We start from the raw sequence: 16,364 nt of genomic DNA on the forward strand, positions 1-16,364 counted from the left end.
CGCTGGTCGCCAATTTCGAGGGCGAGCTGACCGCGCGGCAGCAGGCACGGGTCGAAGCGATCCTGCCGCAGATCCTGGCCGATGCGAGAGAGGTGCGGGCCAACCGTCAGGAGCTGATGTTCTCCGCGCCCGACCTGATCCTGGCCCTGCCAGACGAGGGCAAGCGCAATGAACAGGGCGCACAACTGATCGCGGCGATGGACCAGATCCATACCGACGAGAGCCTCTCGCTGACCGACCGGCTCGATGCGGTCCATGCCGATATCGCGCTGGCCGGCGACGAGATTCCGCCCGCGGTGCTCGCGAAGGTCCAACAGCGCGCCGCCTGGGCCGATGCCAATGCCAAGGATCGCGCCAGTCGCGAAAGCGTGATCAGCGACGCCTCCGACCTCCTCGCCATGGCGGGCGACAAGGAAGGTGCGAAGCAGCTCCTGCTGGCCGAACTCGAGGCTTCCGAGACGCCCTATTACTATATGAGCGGGCTCGCCGCGCTGGCCGAAGACAGCGGCGACAAGGCCGAAGCGATCGACTGGGCGCGCAAGGCCTATGAAGCCTCGGAAGGCCCGGCAACCCGCGTGCAATGGGCGATTTCGTGGTCGAACTACGTCATGCGGCTGGCTCCGGCGGACCAGCGGGCGGTCGAGGAAGCCGCCGGCGCCGTCCTCGGCGAACTCGCCAGGAGCCCCGACAGCTATTACCAGCGCACCCGCGTGAAAGTGTCGGATTGGGGCGAGGCCGTCCGCCAATGGGCCGAGGCCAATGGCGGCGGCGCGGTACTCGACCGGCTACGGACGCGCATGGCAGCCATCTGCGCCGGGGAAACCGCCCAGGAAGAAAGCTGCAGCAGCTGGTCGCGAGCCGCCTGATCCGCGTCCCATATTCAGGAATTATGTGCGCAACGAATTCCAGGCTGCGGACATGAGTCGAAGTCTGGGTTACCAGATGCCGGAGGCACGCCGAGCATTGGCGGCCCTGTAACCTGGAATATTTGAGAGAGGGCCCGCCGCCCATCGATGTCAACACGCTCTCCCCGCCTCACCACCGGCTCGATAACGAGCCACTTGGTCGGCCAGACCACGCCCGCGATCGTCGCGATCGCCGCCATGACATCGGTCGGCATCGTCGATGCCTATTTCATCGGCCGGCTGGGCGGCCCGCAACTGGCGGCGATGAGCTTTGTCTTCCCGATCAACCAGGCACTGTCGAGCCTTGGGGTCGGCGTGATGGCGGCGATCACTTCGGTGGTGTCGCGGCGGCTGGGTGCGGGCCATTTCCTGGAGGCCCAGCGGATCGGCAATCTCGGTATCGTGCTGGCGACCATGCTCGGGGTGGCGATGGCGGCAATCCTGTTCGCCTCTCGCCACGCGCTGTTCCGGGCGATGAACGCCGATGCCTATACGATCGAGCTGATCGATCGCTTCATGGTTCCCTATTGCTTCGGTTTTCCGCTGATGCTGGTGCTGATGGGGCTCAACGGGAATTTGCGCGCGCAGGGCGAGGCCAAGCGCCAGAGCGCGATCATGATCACGATGGCGCTGTGTAATCTGGTCCTCAATCCGCTGCTGATCGACGGACTCGGCGTGCTGCCAGGTTTCGGGATCGCCGGATCGGCCTATGCCACGATCCTGTCGATGGCGATCGGCGTGGCGCTGGGCTTCAAGCTGCTGGCGGCGACCGACATCCATTTCCACCCGACGCTGGTACGTGAGTGCGACTGGAGCGTGAGCACCCGCGCGCTCGCAAGGGTCGCAGGGCCTGCCAGTTTCGCCAATGCGATCAATCCGATGGGGCTTTCGATCCTGACCGCCGTGCTGGCCACCGAAGGTGCGGCGGCGGTCGCCGGCTTCGGCGCGGCCACCAGGCTGCAGGCATTCGCGATCGTCCCGCTGCTCGGCCTGTCCGCCTCGATCGGCGGCATTGTCGGGCAGAACTGGGGGGCCGGGCATGTCGACCGGGCGCGCTCGGCGATGATCCAGTCGGGGCTGTTCTGCATGTGCTACGGGCTGGTGGTCGCGGCGATCATGGTGCTCGCGCGCGAGCCGCTCGCGCGGCTGTTCACCGACGATCCCGCGATCATAGAGAGCTTCACGGATTACCTGCTGATCGCCGCCTGGGGCTATGCCGGCTTCGGTATCCTCATCACCGCCAACGGCGCGCTCAACGCAATCGACCGGGCCGGTAGCGCCCTGGTCCTGTCGGTCACGCGCGTGGCGCTGATCATGCTGCCGGCCGCGGCGCTGCTCCAGCCTATGCTCGGCGAATCCGGCGTGTTCGGGGCGGAACTGCTCGCCAATCTCGGCGGCGGTGTGCTGGCGGCGCTGCTGGTGCTCTACCTGTTCCGGATCAAGCAGCAGCACGCCACAGCCTAAACCGCCGAATTCCTAGGATGGTAGCGCTCCCATCTTGACCGGACCGACAGGCTTGGGCAAGGTCGCGGAAAGACCGGACGCACCGAACGCGATTCCGGGCAAGGAGGGGAATTCCTGTGACTATTCGTTCCAAGCGTATCGCGGCCATGACGCTGGCCTTTGCCCTGACTGTTTCGGGCTGCGCCATGCAGGCCTCGGCCGACAGTCTTGCTTCGGCGGAAACTGGCCAGCCGCGGGCTGCCGCGCCGTTCGATCCTGCGGCGATGCCCTATATGGATACCTCGCTCGATTTCCACACCCGCGCGGTCGATCTCGTTTCGCACATGACCCTGCGCGAAAAGGCCGAGCAGGCCGGGCACAATGCCCCGGCGATCCCGCGGCTCAAGGTCCCGGCCTACAATTGGTGGAACGAGGGCCTCCATGGCGTCGCCCGCGCCGGGATCGCGACCGTGTTCCCGCAGGCGATCGGCCTTGCCGCAATGTGGGACACCGATCGTATGCACGAAATGGCCGAAGTCACCTCGACCGAGTTTCGGGCGAAGTATCTCGACACGCTCCAGCCGGACGGCAGCAGCGGTTTCTACCAGGGGCTCACCGTATGGTCGCCCAACATCAACATCTTCCGCGATCCGCGCTGGGGCCGCGGGCAGGAAACCTATGGGGAAGATCCTTACCTGACCGGCCAGGTCGCCAATGCCTTCATCACCGGCCTCCAGGGCGACGATCCCAAATATTACAAGACGATCGCGACGTCGAAACATTACGCGGTCCATTCCGGGCCCGAGCAGGGCCGCCACCAGCAGGATTTCTATCCGACGCTGAAGGATCTCGAGGAAACCTATCTGCCGGCCTTCCGCACGACCGTGATCGATGGCGAGGTGGCGGCGATCATGTGCGCCTATAACGCGCTGTTCGGGGTTCCCGCCTGTGCCAGCCCCTTCCTGATGGAGGAACGGCTGCGGCAGGATTGGGGCTTCGGCGGCTATGTCGTGACCGATTGCGGCGGCGCGGCGAACATCTACCGCGAGGACGCGCTGGCCTATGAACTCAACCGCGTGCGCGGCGTCGCGCTCGGCTTCAAGGCCGGGATGGACGTGATTTGCGGCGACTATCGCAACAATCTCAACACCGAGCCGGACGAGATCGTCGCCGGTGTCGAGAATGGCGAACTGCCGATCGAGGTGCTCGACCAGGCGCTGGTCCGGCTGTTCACCGCGCGGATGCAGCTCGGCATGTTCGATCCCTACGAAACCCTGCCCTGGGCCGGGATCACGGCGGAGGATTACGATACGCCGGCGCATCGCGCGAAATCGCTTGAGATCGCCAAGGCCTCGATGGTGCTCCTGAAGAACGAGGGCGACCTCCTGCCGCTCAAGGGCGAACCGGCGAGCATCGCGGTGGTCGGCCCGAATGCCGACAGTTTCGATACGCTGGTCGGCAATTATTACGGGACACCGTCCAATCCGGTGACCGTGCTCGACGGCTTGCGCGCGCGCTTCCCGGGCAGCAAGATCACCTATGTCCAGGGGACCGGGCTGATCGGTCCGGCCGAGGAGCCGGTGCCGGGAGAGATGTTCTGCGTCGATGCCGGCTGCAGCCAGGCGGGGCTCACCGCGCAGCACTTTGCCGGGCGTGACCTTGCCGGGACCCCGACCTCGAGCGGGGTCGAAGCGACCGCCACGGTCGCCTGGCGCTCTCCCGATGTGCGGCTGACTTCGACCCGCTGGACCGGATTCCTCAGGGCCCCTGCTACCGGCAGCTACAATTTCCGTTATGCCTCCGAAAACGGCTATCGCGTCTATATCGACGGCCGGCCGGTGGTCGAGGAATGGGGCGTGGGCGATGCCCCGTCGATCCTCTCGGGCTCGATCGAGCTCGAAGCCGGCAAGGTCTATCCGATCCGCATCGAAGGCTGGCAGCGCGGCCTGCGCGGCGAGCAATATCTCGTCTGGAGCCGGCCCGACGACAATGGTTCACGCGCGATCCAGGCCGCGGCCGATGCCGACCTCGCGATCTTCGTCGGCGGCCTGTCGGCCCGGATCGAAGGCGAGGAAATGCAGGTCGAGGCCGATGGCTTCCACGGTGGCGACCGGACCAAGATCGGCCTGCCGCAGCCGCAGCTCGACCTGCTCCAGGCAGTCCATGCGACCGGCACGCCAACCGTGCTGGTGCTGATGAACGGCAGCGCGCTGGAAGTGAACTGGGCCGATGCCAATATCCCGGCGATCGTCGAGGCGTGGTATCCGGGCGGCGAAGGCGGCCATGCCGTCGCGCAGCTGCTGGCCGGCGATTACAGCCCGGCCGGCCGCCTGCCGGTGACCTTCTATCGCGGCCTCGATGATTTGCCCGGCTTCACCGATTATTCGATGGAGAACCGGACCTACAAATATCACCGCAACGAGGTGCTTTACCCGTTCGGTTATGGGTTGAGCTACACCAGCTTTGCCTATGCCAATGCCGCGCTCGGCAATTGGGCGGCGGGCGACCGGTCGGTCAGCGTCGATGTGACCAATAGCGGTCGCATGGCGAGCGACGAGGTGGTCCAGCTCTATATCAGCCACCCGGACATGGCCGGGCAGCCGATCCGCTCGCTGGTCGGGTTCGAACGGATCCACCTCGCGCCGGGGGAAACGAAGACGGTGCGTTTCGAACTTGACGACCGGGCCGTGAGCACGGTCGACAACGATGGCGTCCGGGCAGTGCGCCCGGGGCGGGTCGACCTGTGGGTCGGCGGCGGCCAGCCGGGGGCGCGGCCGGGCCTCACCCCGACGAGTGGTGCCAGCCTTTCGACCGCGATCGGTGGACAGGTTCGCGTGCTGCCGAAATGACGCCGGGCCCCATTGCGGGGGCCCCTACCCGTCGTGCGGTCTTGGGCGGTGCGGCGCTGGCCCTGGGGCTCGGCCTGAGCGCAGCAGGCCGCGATCCGCGTCGCCTGAACCCTACCAGCTGTTCCCGGCAGCGATCGCGGCGATCTCGGCCGGCGTGCTCTTGCGGCCGAGCAGCGCGTTGCGATGGGGAAAGCGCCCGAAGCGGGCGACCATCCGGTAATGGTTCAGGGCAAACCGGCGGATGAAGGGATCTCCCAGCGCGGTGTAATAGCGCAGCGAGAGGAGCTGGTCGGCGATCGCCTCGCTATGCATCAGGGGCATTGCAAGGAACTGCTTCCTTGGCTTGTCCAGCCCCTGGTTCCAGCCCAGCGCCAGCGCCCCGCGGGCGATCGTCCGCGCCAGCGGATCGAAGGCGAATTGCTCGACCGTCCCGCGATAGAGATTGCGTGGCAACTGGTCGAACAGCAGCACGGCCGCGCGCGCGGTCTTCGGGTCGCTCAGGAAGCTCTCGGCCGGTTGGGTGAACAGCGCCAGCAGAATGCATTCGAAGCGCTCGCGCAATGCCTTGTCGACATGCGAACCCCCGCGAAACCAGTCGCGGGGGCCAAGTTTCTCGAACCAGAAATGGAGCAGTTCCGCCGCCCAGGGGCGCTGGGCGGCAGACACCGCGCTGTTAGCCTTTGTCCTTGTCCGGCAGCGTGTAGGGCACGAAATCGGTCAGGAACACGACGCCGGTAAAGAAGCCGCTGCCGCGATCGATCGTGGTCACCTGGTCGAGCCTGCATAGCTCGCTGCCGCTGAAGCGATTGATGACCAGCACGTCGTTCCAATCGAGATTCTGCGGTTGCTGGGTACGGTTGACATAAATCGTCCGGCCTGACTTGTAGACGATCGCCGTGTTGTCGATGATCGACATGCTTTCGCTGCCGCGCCAGGTCGGGATGCAACGCATCGGTTCGCCGGCAACGCGGCCGTCGAGCAATTCGGCGAGTTCTTCCTCGCCGCTCTTCTTCTCGGCCTGGGCGGCCGTACCCGTCAGGGCGAGTGCTGAAATCGCGAGGGCTGTCAAAATCTTTTTCATGATCAAATCCCTTTCCTGTAACGAATTTTGCGCCTGCGATCCTTAACAGCGGCTGACCGTTTCGTCGCTCAGGCGGTGCCGCCCACCGTGATCCCGTCGACCAGCAGGGTCGGCTGGCCGACCCCGGCAGGCACACCCTGCCCGGCCTTGCCGCACATCCCGATTCCGGGGTCGAGCTCGAGGTCGTTGCCGATCCCGGTGACGCGCGTAAGCACGGTCGGGCCGTCGCCGATCAGCGTTGCGCCCTTGATCGACGAGCCGAGCTTGCCGTTCTCGATCTTGTAGGCCTCGGTGCAGGAGAACACGAACTTGCCCGAAACGATATCGACCTGCCCGCCGCCGAAGCTCTTGGCGTAGATGCCCTTCTTCACCCGGCCGAGCAGTTCCGCCGGATCGTCGTTCCCGGCGCGCATGAAGGTGTTGGTCATCCGCGGGATCGGGGCGTGCTGGTAGCTTTCGCGGCGGCCATTGCCGGTCGGTTCCATCCCCATCAGCCGGGCGTTGAGCCGGTCCTGCATATAGCCCTTGAGGATGCCGTCCTCGATCAGCACGGTTTCGCTGGTCGGCGTGCCTTCATCGTCGATCGACAGCGAACCGCGGCGGGCATTGATGGTTCCGTCGTCGACCACGGTGACTCCCGCGGCGGCAACCCGCTCGCCGATCCGGCCACTGAATGCGCTGGTGCCCTTGCGGTTGAAGTCGCCTTCCAGCCCGTGGCCGACCGCTTCGTGAAGCAAGACACCGGGCCAGCCCGGGCCGAGCAGCACCGTCATTTCCCCGGCCGGGGCATCGACGCTTTCGAGATTGGTCAGCGCTTGCGACAGCGCCTCGTCGATCACCTTGCTCCATTCGCCCTGGTCGAACAGCCGGTCATAGAGATGGCGCCCGCCGATCCCGTAACCGCCGGTCTCGCGCCGCCCATTGTGCTCGGCGACGATCTGGACATTGAGGCGCACCAATGGTCGGATATCGGTCGCAACAAAGCCGTCGGCGCGCACGATATCGATCACCGACCAGCTTCCGCTGAGCCCGACGGTCACTTGTGCCACACGCGGATCGCGCGCCCGCGCCGCAGCGTCGATCGCTTCGAGCAATTTCACCTTCTCGGTAAACGGGACGAGGTCGAGCGGGCTTTCGTCGGTGTAGAGATGGCGGTTGCTCCTGCGCGGCGGAGCCGCCCGGACCGCGCTCGCCGGATCGAGCAGCTTCAGGGTTTCACCCGCCCGGGCGATGGCTTCCGCGCTGATATCATTGGCATGGGCAAAGCCGGTCATTTCGCCCGAAACACCGCGCAGGCCGAAACCCGAATCCCGCGAATAGTCGGCCGTCTTCAGCCGTCCGTCATCGAAGGCAAAGCTCTCGGTCGCGGCGAACTGGAGATAGAGTTCGCCATCGTCGCAATTGGCCAGCGTTCGCGCGGCCAGCGCTTGCGCCTCGTCCGGAGTGAGTTTTCCCTCGGCATAGAGGTAGCTGCGCGGATCGGTGATGCTCATGCCTGTCAATATAGGCAATCGCGCGCCGAGCGAAAGCGCCCTTGGTCGAAAGCTGGAAGTCGGTCGTCAGCCCTAAATGCTGGCGCCGGAGGCGATATCGGGCAGTTCGGACTGGTCGGCGCCTTCGGCCGGGCCACCCTTGAGCACGAAGCGATGGTCGCAGTAACCGCAATCGACATAACCATGCTCGTCGATCTCGAGCCACACCCGCGGATGGCCCAAGGCAGCGGCGCGGAAGCGTTCCCCGCCGCGAATCCCGCCCGAACCGTCGCAGCAGACGCGTCTGGTGTCGACCAAGGTGATTTCGGGCGGTTCGATCATGCCGCCGCCCTAACTTTGCCTCGGACAATTCGCAATATCGAATGAACCGCCGGCAACAGGCTATTGATAGGCGACCGTCACGTCGAATGTGCCGACATATTGCCCGAAGCCCTGGTTGGCATTGACATAGAGGGTTCCACCGACCCGGAAACTGAATCTGCCATCGCCCGAGACGATCCGATAGCGGACCAGGCCGTTCGCCGCAGGATTGCCGCTGACATAGGCAAGACTCGGGTCGCCGCTGATCGACCTCGCGTCGATCGTCATGGTTTCGACGCCATTGGAGATGATGACCGGGAAATTCGGCAACTGGATGCGGACGATCTGGTTCGTTGTGCCGAACCCGCTGAATTCGGCTGGCTGGCACGAGCCGACGCGGATGATCCCGCCGGTTGTCGTGCAGGTCGGCGTGACGCTGGGCGTCATCACCACGGTGCCCGGCGCGCTTGGTTGCGCCATAACGCCAAAATCCATATTCTGCGTGGTGATGATGGTGATATCGTCGAGGATTTCCGCTTCGGAGGTCGCGGCGGCGGTATCGGCGGCGCGGGCGGCGGGCGCAGCAAGGCTCATGGCGACGGCCAGGGCCATCGCGGTGAGCCGCGTCATCAAGCGGGCTGGCGCGCTCTGCAGCGCTTCGGAAAAGCCCCTCGGTCCCATTCGGTCCCCAAATAGCCCCATGCGTGTGAAGCGCTTCTGTCAGAGGAGGGTTAAATCCCGGTTTACGCTACATTTTGACCAGACCTGTTTGCCGCATCATCCCTGTCATCGCCTCTTTACGCGGAAGCGCCGCTGGCCCAAGGGATGCGCCGATGGCTGAAATTGAACCGGCAATTTCGATTCAGGGCGTGGTCAAGCGCTATGCGCCGAGCAAGCGCGCCGCCGCCAAGCTCGCGCTCGACGGAGTCAGCTTCGACGTTCCGCAGGGCGGGATCTTCGGCCTCCTGGGCCCCAATGGCGCGGGCAAATCGACCCTGATCAACATGATGGCAGGGGTAGTGACCAAGACCGCGGGCACGATCCGCATCTGGGGCCACGATATCGATCGCGACATGCGCAACGCCAAGGCGTCGATCGGGATCGTCCCGCAGGAGATCGTGTTCGATCCCTTTTTCACGCCGTTCGAAGTGCTCGAGAATATCGGCGGGCTGTGGGGCATACCGAAAGCGCGCCGGCGTTCGGACGAATTGCTCAGGGCGGTGCATCTGGCGGACAAGCGCGATGCCTATGCCCGTTCGCTCTCGGGCGGGATGAAGCGCCGCCTGCTGATCGCCAAGGCGATGGTCCATTCGCCGCCGATCCTGGTGCTCGACGAACCGACCGCCGGGGTCGATGTCGAACTGCGGCGGCAATTGTGGGAGCTGGTCGGCGAATTGAACCAGCAAGGCGTGACGGTGGTGCTCACCACCCATTACCTCGAAGAGGCGGAGCAATTGTGCGATCGGATCGCGATCATCAACCATGGCAGACTGATCGCCAACAAGCCGACCCGCGAACTGGTCGGGATGATGGGCGAGAAGGTGGTCGAGGTCGTGCTCGACCGGGAGGTGGCCGATCTTCCGGCAAGCGAGGCTTTCCTCAAATGCGAGAAGACCGGCGAGCGGACGCTGGCGATCACCTATGACAAGGCGAAGGTCAGCGCCGGCCAGGTGCTCGCCCAGCTCCAGCAGCAAGGTTATGCAGTCGAAGACGTGACCACCCGCGAGGCCGATCTCGAAGATGTGTTCGTCTCGCTCACCAGCGCGAAGGAAGCGGCATGAGCGGGGCCCCTGACACGCATGACGTCCTGATCATCGGCTCCGGCGCGGCGGGGCTGACCGCGGCGCTGACCCTGGCCGAGACGAAGAAAGTGCTGGTGCTGGCCAAGGGCGAACTGACCAGCGGCTCCACGGCCTGGGCACAGGGCGGGATCGCGGCCGTGCTCGATGCCGGCGATACGTTCGAGGAGCATATCCGCGACACCATGGTCGCGGGTGCCGGGCTCAACGACCGCGAGACGGTCGAGTTCGTGATCGAGAATGCCCCGGCGGCGATCGAACGGCTGATCGAGCTCGGCGTGCCGTTCAATGCCGAGGGAAACGCGCTCCACCTCACCCGCGAGGGCGGACATTCGCATCGCCGGATCGTGCATGTCGACGATGCGACCGGCTGGGCGGTGCAGGCGGCACTGCTCAAGGCGGCCGAAGAAAACCCCAACATCACCCTCCTGCCCAACCAGAGCTGCATCGACCTCATCACCGGCAAGCACGAGACGCGCTATTCGGGCTCGGGCAGGGTGTGGGGCGCCTACGCGCTCGACACCGGGACCGGCCGGGTCGAAGCGCATACCGCGCATGCCACGGTGATGGCGGCGGGCGGGGCCGGGCGGGTCTACCAGTTCAGCACCGCGCCGCGCGGCGCGACCGGCGACGGGATCGCGATGGCGTGGCGCGCGGGCTGCCGGGTCTCCAACATGGAGATGATGCAGTTCCACCCGACCTGCCTCTACAATCTCGAGGTCAAGAATTTCCTCATCACCGAGGCGGTTCGCGGCGAGGGCGGGCGGCTGCTTCACCCCGAGACCGGCCACCGCTTCATGGCGGATTACGACCCCGAGCGGATGGAGCTCGCCCCGCGCGACGTGGTTGCCCGCGCGATCGACGACCAGATCAAGCGCTACGGCCTCGATTACGTCCATCTCGACATCAGCCACCAGCCTGCGGAATTCATTCGCGAGCATTTCCCGACAATCGACGAGAAGCTCCGCAAGCTCGGGATCGACATGACCAGCGAGCCGATCCCGGTGGTCCCCGCGCAGCATTACACCTGCGGCGGGATTCTGATTGACCTCAAGGGCCGGACCGACCTTCCCGGCCTCTATGCCGCCGGGGAAGCGAGCGAAAGCGGGCTCCACGGGGCCAATCGCCTCGCCTCCAATTCGCTGCTCGAATGTTTCGTGTTCGGCGAAGCGGCGGCGAGGGACATCCTTGCAAACTGGGACAGCTTCGACGCACCGCCCGCGATCCGCCAATGGGACGAAAGCCGGGTGACCGATTCGGACGAGGAAGTCGTCATCAAGCAGAACTGGACCGAGATCCGCCGCTTCATGTGGAACTATGTCGGGATCGTGCGGACGACCAAGCGGCTCGAACGCGCGGCGCACCGGATCAAGCTGCTGAGGGACGAGATCGACGATTATTACGGCCACTTTCGCGTGACCACCGACCTCATCGAACTCAGGAACCTGCTCGAATGCGCCGGGCTGATCGTGACCAGCGCGCTCAAGCGCCACGAAAGCCGCGGGCTGCACTATACGCTCGATTTTCCCGAGACCGAAAGCGAAGCGCGCGACACGGTGCTGGTGCCGTGAACGTGGAGCGTTCGCCGCTGCGACGGGTGCTGCGTCCGCCGATCCTTACCCGCTCGCTGTGGGTCGCGCTGGTGATCGGAACGGTGCTCAACCTGATCAACCAGGGCGACAGGCTGGCGGACGGGGCGCCGCTCGACTGGGGCAAGATCGTACTGACCTTTGCCGTGCCGTTTCTCGTCGCGAGCTACGGGGCCTGGTCGGCGCTGGCATCGGGCTCCGGCCTGCCCCAAGGCCAAGGAGAAAAGTCATGAGCAGGCTGCATAGCGAAACGCACCGGATCGGCCGGATCGGATGGCTGCGGGCCGCCGTGTTGGGCGCCAATGACGGGATCGTCTCGACCGCGAGCCTGGTGGTCGGGGTCGCCGCCGCCGCGGCCGACAAGCCCGCGATCCTGCTCGCCGGGTTCGCGGGACTTGCCGCCGGGGCGCTGTCGATGGCGGCGGGCGAATATGTCTCGGTCAGCTCGCAGGCCGATACCGAGGCTGCCGACCTGGCCCGCGAGACGCGCGAACTTGCTGAGCAGCCGGAATTCGAACTCGACGAACTCACCGGAATCTATGTCGAGCGGGGGCTGACACAGGAACTTGCGCGCGAGGTGGCGCAGCAATTGATGGCCAAGGATGCGCTCGCCACCCATGCGCGCGACGAGCTGGCGCTTTCGGAACTGACCACGGCACGCCCGCTGCAGGCGGCGCTCGCTTCGGCGGCGACGTTCGCGGTCGGCGCGGCGCTGCCGCTCGCGGCGGCGTGGCTCGCTCCCTTGCCGATGATCGTCCAGGCCGTGGTCGGGGCCTCGCTCGTGTTTCTCGCCGCGCTGGGCGCTCTCGGCGCCCGCGCCGGAGGAGCGCCGCCGGTCAAGGCTGTCGTCCGGGTGGTGTTCTGGGGCGCGCTGGCGATGGCCGTAACCGCGGGTGTCGGCAAGCTGTTCGGGACTGTCGTCTAACCGGCTTTCGCGTTCGCCATCAGGCCGAGCGGGCGCCCGTCCGGGTCCTCGATGAAGGCCATCCATTCCTCGGTCCCGTCGGCGTGCTGGTGGACCATGTGCGGGGCGGAGAGGAAATTGACGCCTGTTGCCACGAGCACTTCATGCGCCGCGTGGATGTCGGCGACGCGGAAATAGAGGATCGATTCGGGCCTGGCCTCTCCGCCCTGGAGATAGAGCCGCAGCCCGCCGCAATCGAAGAACGCCATTGCGCCATGGCTGAACAGGTGCGGCAGGCCGAGCGTGTCGCGATAGAAACCCGTGCTCGCCTCGATGTCGGAAACCGTCCGCGCCACCTGCCCCACCGGGCCCAGCTGCAATTCGCCTGCCATCGCCTGCTCCCTTCGCTTGAGCGCGCTGTCGATCCGCACGCCGCTCCATTGCCGCAGCTCCTTGCGGCTCGCCATGCCGAGCTTGGCGAGCGCGTTCGCGACGTGGAACTTCACCGCGTCCAGGCTTACGCCCTGGCGGGTGGCGATCGCGCGGTTGGTCAGTCCGTGGCGGACGAACTCGACCACCGCCCATTCGCCGGGCGTCAGCACGTCGCCATGCGGCGGCCTTCCGCGGATGCCTGTCACCGGAATATTGTTAGCAGCGGGACCATCGATTTACCCTACCCGGAGAGCCGATCGAGCACGAATGTTTCACCTCGTGATTCGAATGATTCAAAAGCCCCGGAGAGGTCCTTTCACCGGAAAAATTTTTTCACGGATTCATTTTTCCCCTTGCGCGCCGTGCGAGTGCAGCTTTGCCCGCGCGTCGCGGCGTATTACACATACAATACACCGAGTCATTCGCCTGTCACAATCGATGAATCGCGAAAATACCCCCTTGCGGATGATTCGGAAAAAAGCACTATGGCTTGTGGTCGAACTCCGGGGGACACCCACTAGACCTTGATTCACTCGCGTGGCCGGGATTCGCGCAACAGGGGTGGAGTCTGGTGATTGAATCCCCATATCGGAGCGCGGCTGGGGACAGAAGGGGGATAAGTTTTTCCCTTTTCGTGCTGCGGAATTGGTAGGGTGGACGCTTCGCTGCCGATTCGAACGAAAATAGAACACGGCTGGACGGGCCGTAAATGGGACGAGACCGGATTCGGGGGCTTTGAAGAATGGATTTCAGGACTGGGGATGAGGCTGCGATGGGCCTTGAGGATTTGGACGAAGCACTCATCGAGAACGACGCGGAAGCGGCGAAACCCGCAGCGAGGAAATCCCCCGGCGAAGGCGGCAGACAGGCCGAGAAGGACACCCCAGCGGTGACGATGGACAAGAGCGACAAGGGTTCGGACGAGCTGATTGCAGGCGCGGCAGCCGAAGTCCTGGCAATGGCTGGGGCCGAAGCGGTGAAGGCCGCCGCCGCGCCCGCGAAGGATTCCAAATCGGTCAATCCGCGCCGCTTCAACATCGAGACCGACGCCAGCCGCGACGAGCTCCTGACCGAATTCGGCAAGGAAACGCTGACCGATCGCTACCTCCTGCCCGGCGAAAGCTACCAGGACCTGTTCGCCCGCGTCGCCGATGCCTATGCCGACGACGAGGAGCACGCGCAGCGGCTTTACGATTACATCTCGAAATTGTGGTTCATGCCCGCCACCCCGGTGCTCTCGAACGGCGGGACCAACCGCGGCCTGCCGATTTCCTGCTACCTCAATTCGGTCAGCGACAGCCTTGAGGGAATAGTCGGCACCTGGAACGAGAATGTCTGGCTCGCTTCGCGCGGCGGCGGGATCGGCACCTATTGGGGCAATGTCCGCGGGATCGGCGAGCCGGTCGGCCTCAACGGCAAGACCAGCGGGATCATTCCCTTCGTGCGGGTGATGGATTCGCTCACGCTGGCGATCAGCCAGGGCTCGCTGCGGCGCGGCTCGGCCGCCTGCTATCTCGACATCTCGCATCCCGAGATCGAGGAGTTCCTCGAAATCCGCAAGCCGTCGGGGGATTTCAACCGCAAGGCCTTGAACCTCCATCACGGCGTGCTCGTCACCGACGAATTCATGGAAGCAGTGCGGGCTGGCGCGGAATTCGAGCTCAGGAGCCCGAAGGACGGATCGGTGCGCGGCAAGGTCGATGCCCGCTCGCTGTTCCAGAAGCTGGTCGAAACCCGGCTCGCGACCGGCGAACCCTATATCGTGTTCAACGACACGGTGAACCGGATGATGCCCAAGCATCACCGCGATCTCGGCCTCAAGGTCTCGACCTCGAACCTGTGTTCGGAAATCACCCTGCCGACCGGGGTCGACCATCTTGGCAACGATCGCACGGCGGTGTGCTGCCTTTCCTCGCTCAATCTTGAGAACTGGGACGAATGGGCAACCGACAAGCGCTTCATCGAGGACGTGATGCGCTTCCTCGACAATGTCCTGCAGGATTATATCGACCGCGCCCCGCCCGAGATGGCGCGCGCCAAATATTCCGCCAGCCGCGAACGCAGCGTCGGCATGGGGGTGATGGGCTTCCACTCCTTCCTCCAGTCGAAGGGCATCGGCATCGAAAGCGCGATGGCCAAGGCGTGGAACCTGAAGATGTTCAAGCATATCGCGGCCAAGGCGAACGAAGCCTCGATGATGCTCGCCAAGGAACGCGGCCCCTGCCCCGACGCCGAGGAAATGGGCGTGATGGAGCGCTTCAGCTGCAAGATGGCGATCGCGCCGACCGCGTCGATTTCGATCATCTGCGGCGGCACGTCGGCCTGCATCGAGCCGATTCCCGCGAACATCTATACCCACAAGACGCTCTCGGGCAGTTTCGTGGTCAAGAACCCCTATCTCGAGAAACTGCTCCAGGCGAAGGCGAAGGATTCGACCAATGTCTGGAACTCGATCCTCGAGCGCGGCGGCTCGGTCCAGCATCTCGATTTCCTCAGTCCCGAGGAAAAGGCGGTGTTCAAGACCAGCTTCGAGATCGACCAGCGCTGGCTGCTCGAATTCGCGGCCGACCGCGCGCCCTATATCGACCAGGCGCAGAGCCTCAACCTGTTCATCCCCGCCGATGTCGACAAATGGGACCTGTTGATGCTGCACTTCCAGGCGTGGGAGAAGGGCATCAAGTCGCTCTATTACCTGCGTTCGAAAAGCGTGCAGCGCGCGGGCTTCGCGGGCGGGGTCGAGGCCGACAACACCGCCGATGCGCCGAAGATCGAACTCAGCGCCGGCGGCCAGACCGATTACGAAGAGTGTTTGGCCTGCCAGTAACCCAATCCCTCTCCCACCGGGAGAGGGAGGGAGCGCCGCAGGCGCGGAAGGGTGAGGGCGAAGCGGCGTGAAATCCTATCGCGACGCTCCTTCGGGTGCGGTCGGTCGTGCGCGAAGGCTCCGCCGCGATGCGACCGACGCCGAAAGGCTTTTGTGGCGCCAGCTGCGCGAATGTCTTCCGGGCGCCAAGTTCCGACGCCAGTCTCCTGTCGGTCCATATTTCGCGGACTTCCTGAGCTTCGGCCACAAGCTGATCGTCGAGATCGACGGCGGACAACATGCGGAGCTGGCGGTCGCGGACGAGCGGCGAACCCGTTACCTCGAAGGCCAAGGCTATCGCGTACTACGCTTCTGGAACAACGAGGTTCTGTCGAATTGCGAAGGTGTTTTGCAGACAATCGCTTCACAAATCGGCCCCGAACGCTCAGGTTGAGAGCGGAGGTGGACATGATGACCAATGCACCCGACCCTCACCCTCCCACGCCGCTGCGCGGCTCGGGCCCCTCCCTCTCCCGGTGGGAGAGGGGTTGGCGCATCGGCGCGGTCCTCGGATTGACAGCGCTCCTCGCCGCCTGCGCTTCGCAGATCCCCGCCGGCGTCGAGCACGCTCCCGAGACGCCCGGCTTCTGGTGGGGGCTGTGGCACGGCTTCGTCTTCCCCTGGGCGTGGATCGGCTCGCTGTTCAACCCCAAGATCGCGGTCTACGCCGTGCCCAACACCGGCGGGTGGTACGATTTCGGCTTCT

Annotated in this window: 16 protein-coding genes; 10 read left to right on the top strand and 6 right to left on the bottom strand. The window is 64.9% G+C overall.

Going from position 1 to position 16,364, the window contains the following annotated elements; translation table 11 throughout:
- The 3 genes from AC16XC_RS02730 to AC16XC_RS02740 all read left to right on the top strand — a co-directional run.
- Positions 1–866: hypothetical protein (locus AC16XC_RS02730; RefSeq protein ID WP_484033102.1), on the top strand; the 866-nt coding region annotated here is incomplete at its 5' end.
- Positions 867–1,013: 147 nt separating this feature from the next.
- Positions 1,014–2,369 carry an MATE family efflux transporter gene (locus AC16XC_RS02735; RefSeq protein ID WP_484033103.1) on the top strand — a complete coding sequence of 452 codons (1,356 nt, stop codon included), beginning with the start codon at positions 1,014–1,016 and terminating at the stop codon, positions 2,367–2,369.
- 116 nt (positions 2,370–2,485) lie between these two features.
- The gene (locus AC16XC_RS02740; RefSeq protein WP_484033104.1) at positions 2,486–5,197 is read left to right on the top strand and encodes a glycoside hydrolase family 3 protein; all 2,712 of its coding nucleotides are present in this window, start codon (positions 2,486–2,488) and stop codon (positions 5,195–5,197) included.
- 111 nt (positions 5,198–5,308) lie between these two features.
- Here AC16XC_RS02740 and AC16XC_RS02745 read toward each other — a convergent pair whose 3' ends face one another.
- The 5 genes from AC16XC_RS02745 to AC16XC_RS02765 all read right to left on the bottom strand — a co-directional run bounded on the left by AC16XC_RS02745 (position 5,309) and on the right by AC16XC_RS02765 (position 8,701).
- A complete protein-coding gene (locus AC16XC_RS02745; protein ID WP_484033105.1) occupies positions 5,309–5,863 on the bottom strand; it encodes a DUF924 family protein in 555 nt (184 codons plus the stop codon).
- A gap of 7 nt (positions 5,864–5,870) precedes the next feature.
- A complete protein-coding gene (locus AC16XC_RS02750; RefSeq protein WP_484033106.1) occupies positions 5,871–6,278 on the bottom strand; it encodes a hypothetical protein in 408 nt (135 codons plus the stop codon).
- Positions 6,279–6,346: 68 nt separating this feature from the next.
- The gene (gene tldD / locus AC16XC_RS02755; RefSeq protein WP_484033107.1) at positions 6,347–7,771 is read right to left on the bottom strand and encodes a metalloprotease TldD; all 1,425 of its coding nucleotides are present in this window, start codon (positions 7,769–7,771) and stop codon (positions 6,347–6,349) included.
- Between the two features lie 72 nt (positions 7,772–7,843).
- On the bottom strand, positions 7,844–8,092 hold the full coding sequence (locus AC16XC_RS02760; RefSeq protein ID WP_484033108.1) for a zinc-finger domain-containing protein: 249 nt from the start codon (positions 8,090–8,092) through the stop codon (positions 7,844–7,846).
- Between the two features lie 60 nt (positions 8,093–8,152).
- Complete coding sequence (locus AC16XC_RS02765; RefSeq protein WP_484033109.1) at positions 8,153–8,701, bottom strand: DUF4402 domain-containing protein; 549 nt, start codon at positions 8,699–8,701, stop codon at positions 8,153–8,155.
- A gap of 203 nt (positions 8,702–8,904) precedes the next feature.
- On the opposite strand from AC16XC_RS02765, the gene AC16XC_RS02770 reads away from it, so the two are divergent.
- Genes AC16XC_RS02770 through AC16XC_RS02785 form a run of 4 tightly spaced genes read left to right on the top strand, consistent with a single transcriptional unit; the run spans position 8,905 to position 12,384 of the window.
- The gene (locus tag AC16XC_RS02770; protein WP_484033110.1) at positions 8,905–9,852 is read left to right on the top strand and encodes an ABC transporter ATP-binding protein; all 948 of its coding nucleotides are present in this window, start codon (positions 8,905–8,907) and stop codon (positions 9,850–9,852) included.
- A complete protein-coding gene (gene nadB, locus AC16XC_RS02775) occupies positions 9,849–11,441 on the top strand; it encodes an L-aspartate oxidase (protein WP_484033111.1) in 1,593 nt (530 codons plus the stop codon). Before AC16XC_RS02770 ends, nadB begins: the two co-directional genes overlap by 4 nt.
- A 2-nt stretch (positions 11,442–11,443) precedes the next feature.
- Entirely contained in the window at positions 11,444–11,692 is a 249-nt protein-coding gene (nrtS, locus tag AC16XC_RS02780; RefSeq protein WP_484033112.1) for a nitrate/nitrite transporter NrtS, read from the top strand.
- Complete coding sequence (locus AC16XC_RS02785; protein ID WP_484033113.1) at positions 11,689–12,384, top strand: VIT1/CCC1 transporter family protein; 696 nt, start codon at positions 11,689–11,691, stop codon at positions 12,382–12,384. Before nrtS ends, AC16XC_RS02785 begins: the two co-directional genes overlap by 4 nt.
- On the opposite strand, the gene AC16XC_RS02790 is transcribed toward AC16XC_RS02785, so the two are convergent.
- Positions 12,381–13,001, bottom strand: coding sequence for a LuxR C-terminal-related transcriptional regulator (locus AC16XC_RS02790; protein WP_484033114.1), 621 nt, complete (start codon positions 12,999–13,001; stop codon positions 12,381–12,383). The two genes, AC16XC_RS02785 and AC16XC_RS02790, sit on opposite strands and share 4 nt — an antisense overlap.
- A gap of 536 nt (positions 13,002–13,537) precedes the next feature.
- On the opposite strand from AC16XC_RS02790, the gene AC16XC_RS02795 reads away from it, so the two are divergent.
- From AC16XC_RS02795 to AC16XC_RS02805, 3 genes are all read left to right on the top strand, one after another.
- Positions 13,538–15,619 carry a ribonucleoside-diphosphate reductase subunit alpha gene (locus tag AC16XC_RS02795; protein ID WP_484033115.1) on the top strand — a complete coding sequence of 694 codons (2,082 nt, stop codon included), beginning with the start codon at positions 13,538–13,540 and terminating at the stop codon, positions 15,617–15,619.
- A 67-nt stretch (positions 15,620–15,686) separates the two neighbouring features.
- Positions 15,687–16,052: an endonuclease domain-containing protein gene (locus tag AC16XC_RS02800; RefSeq protein ID WP_484033116.1), complete on the top strand. Its 366-nt coding sequence runs from the start codon at positions 15,687–15,689 to the stop codon at positions 16,050–16,052.
- Between the two features lie 119 nt (positions 16,053–16,171).
- Positions 16,172–16,364, top strand: a 193-nt coding sequence (locus AC16XC_RS02805; RefSeq protein ID WP_484033117.1) for a hypothetical protein, incomplete at its 3' end; no start/stop codon positions are given.

The organism is Candidatus Andeanibacterium sp. (assembly GCF_057143545.1).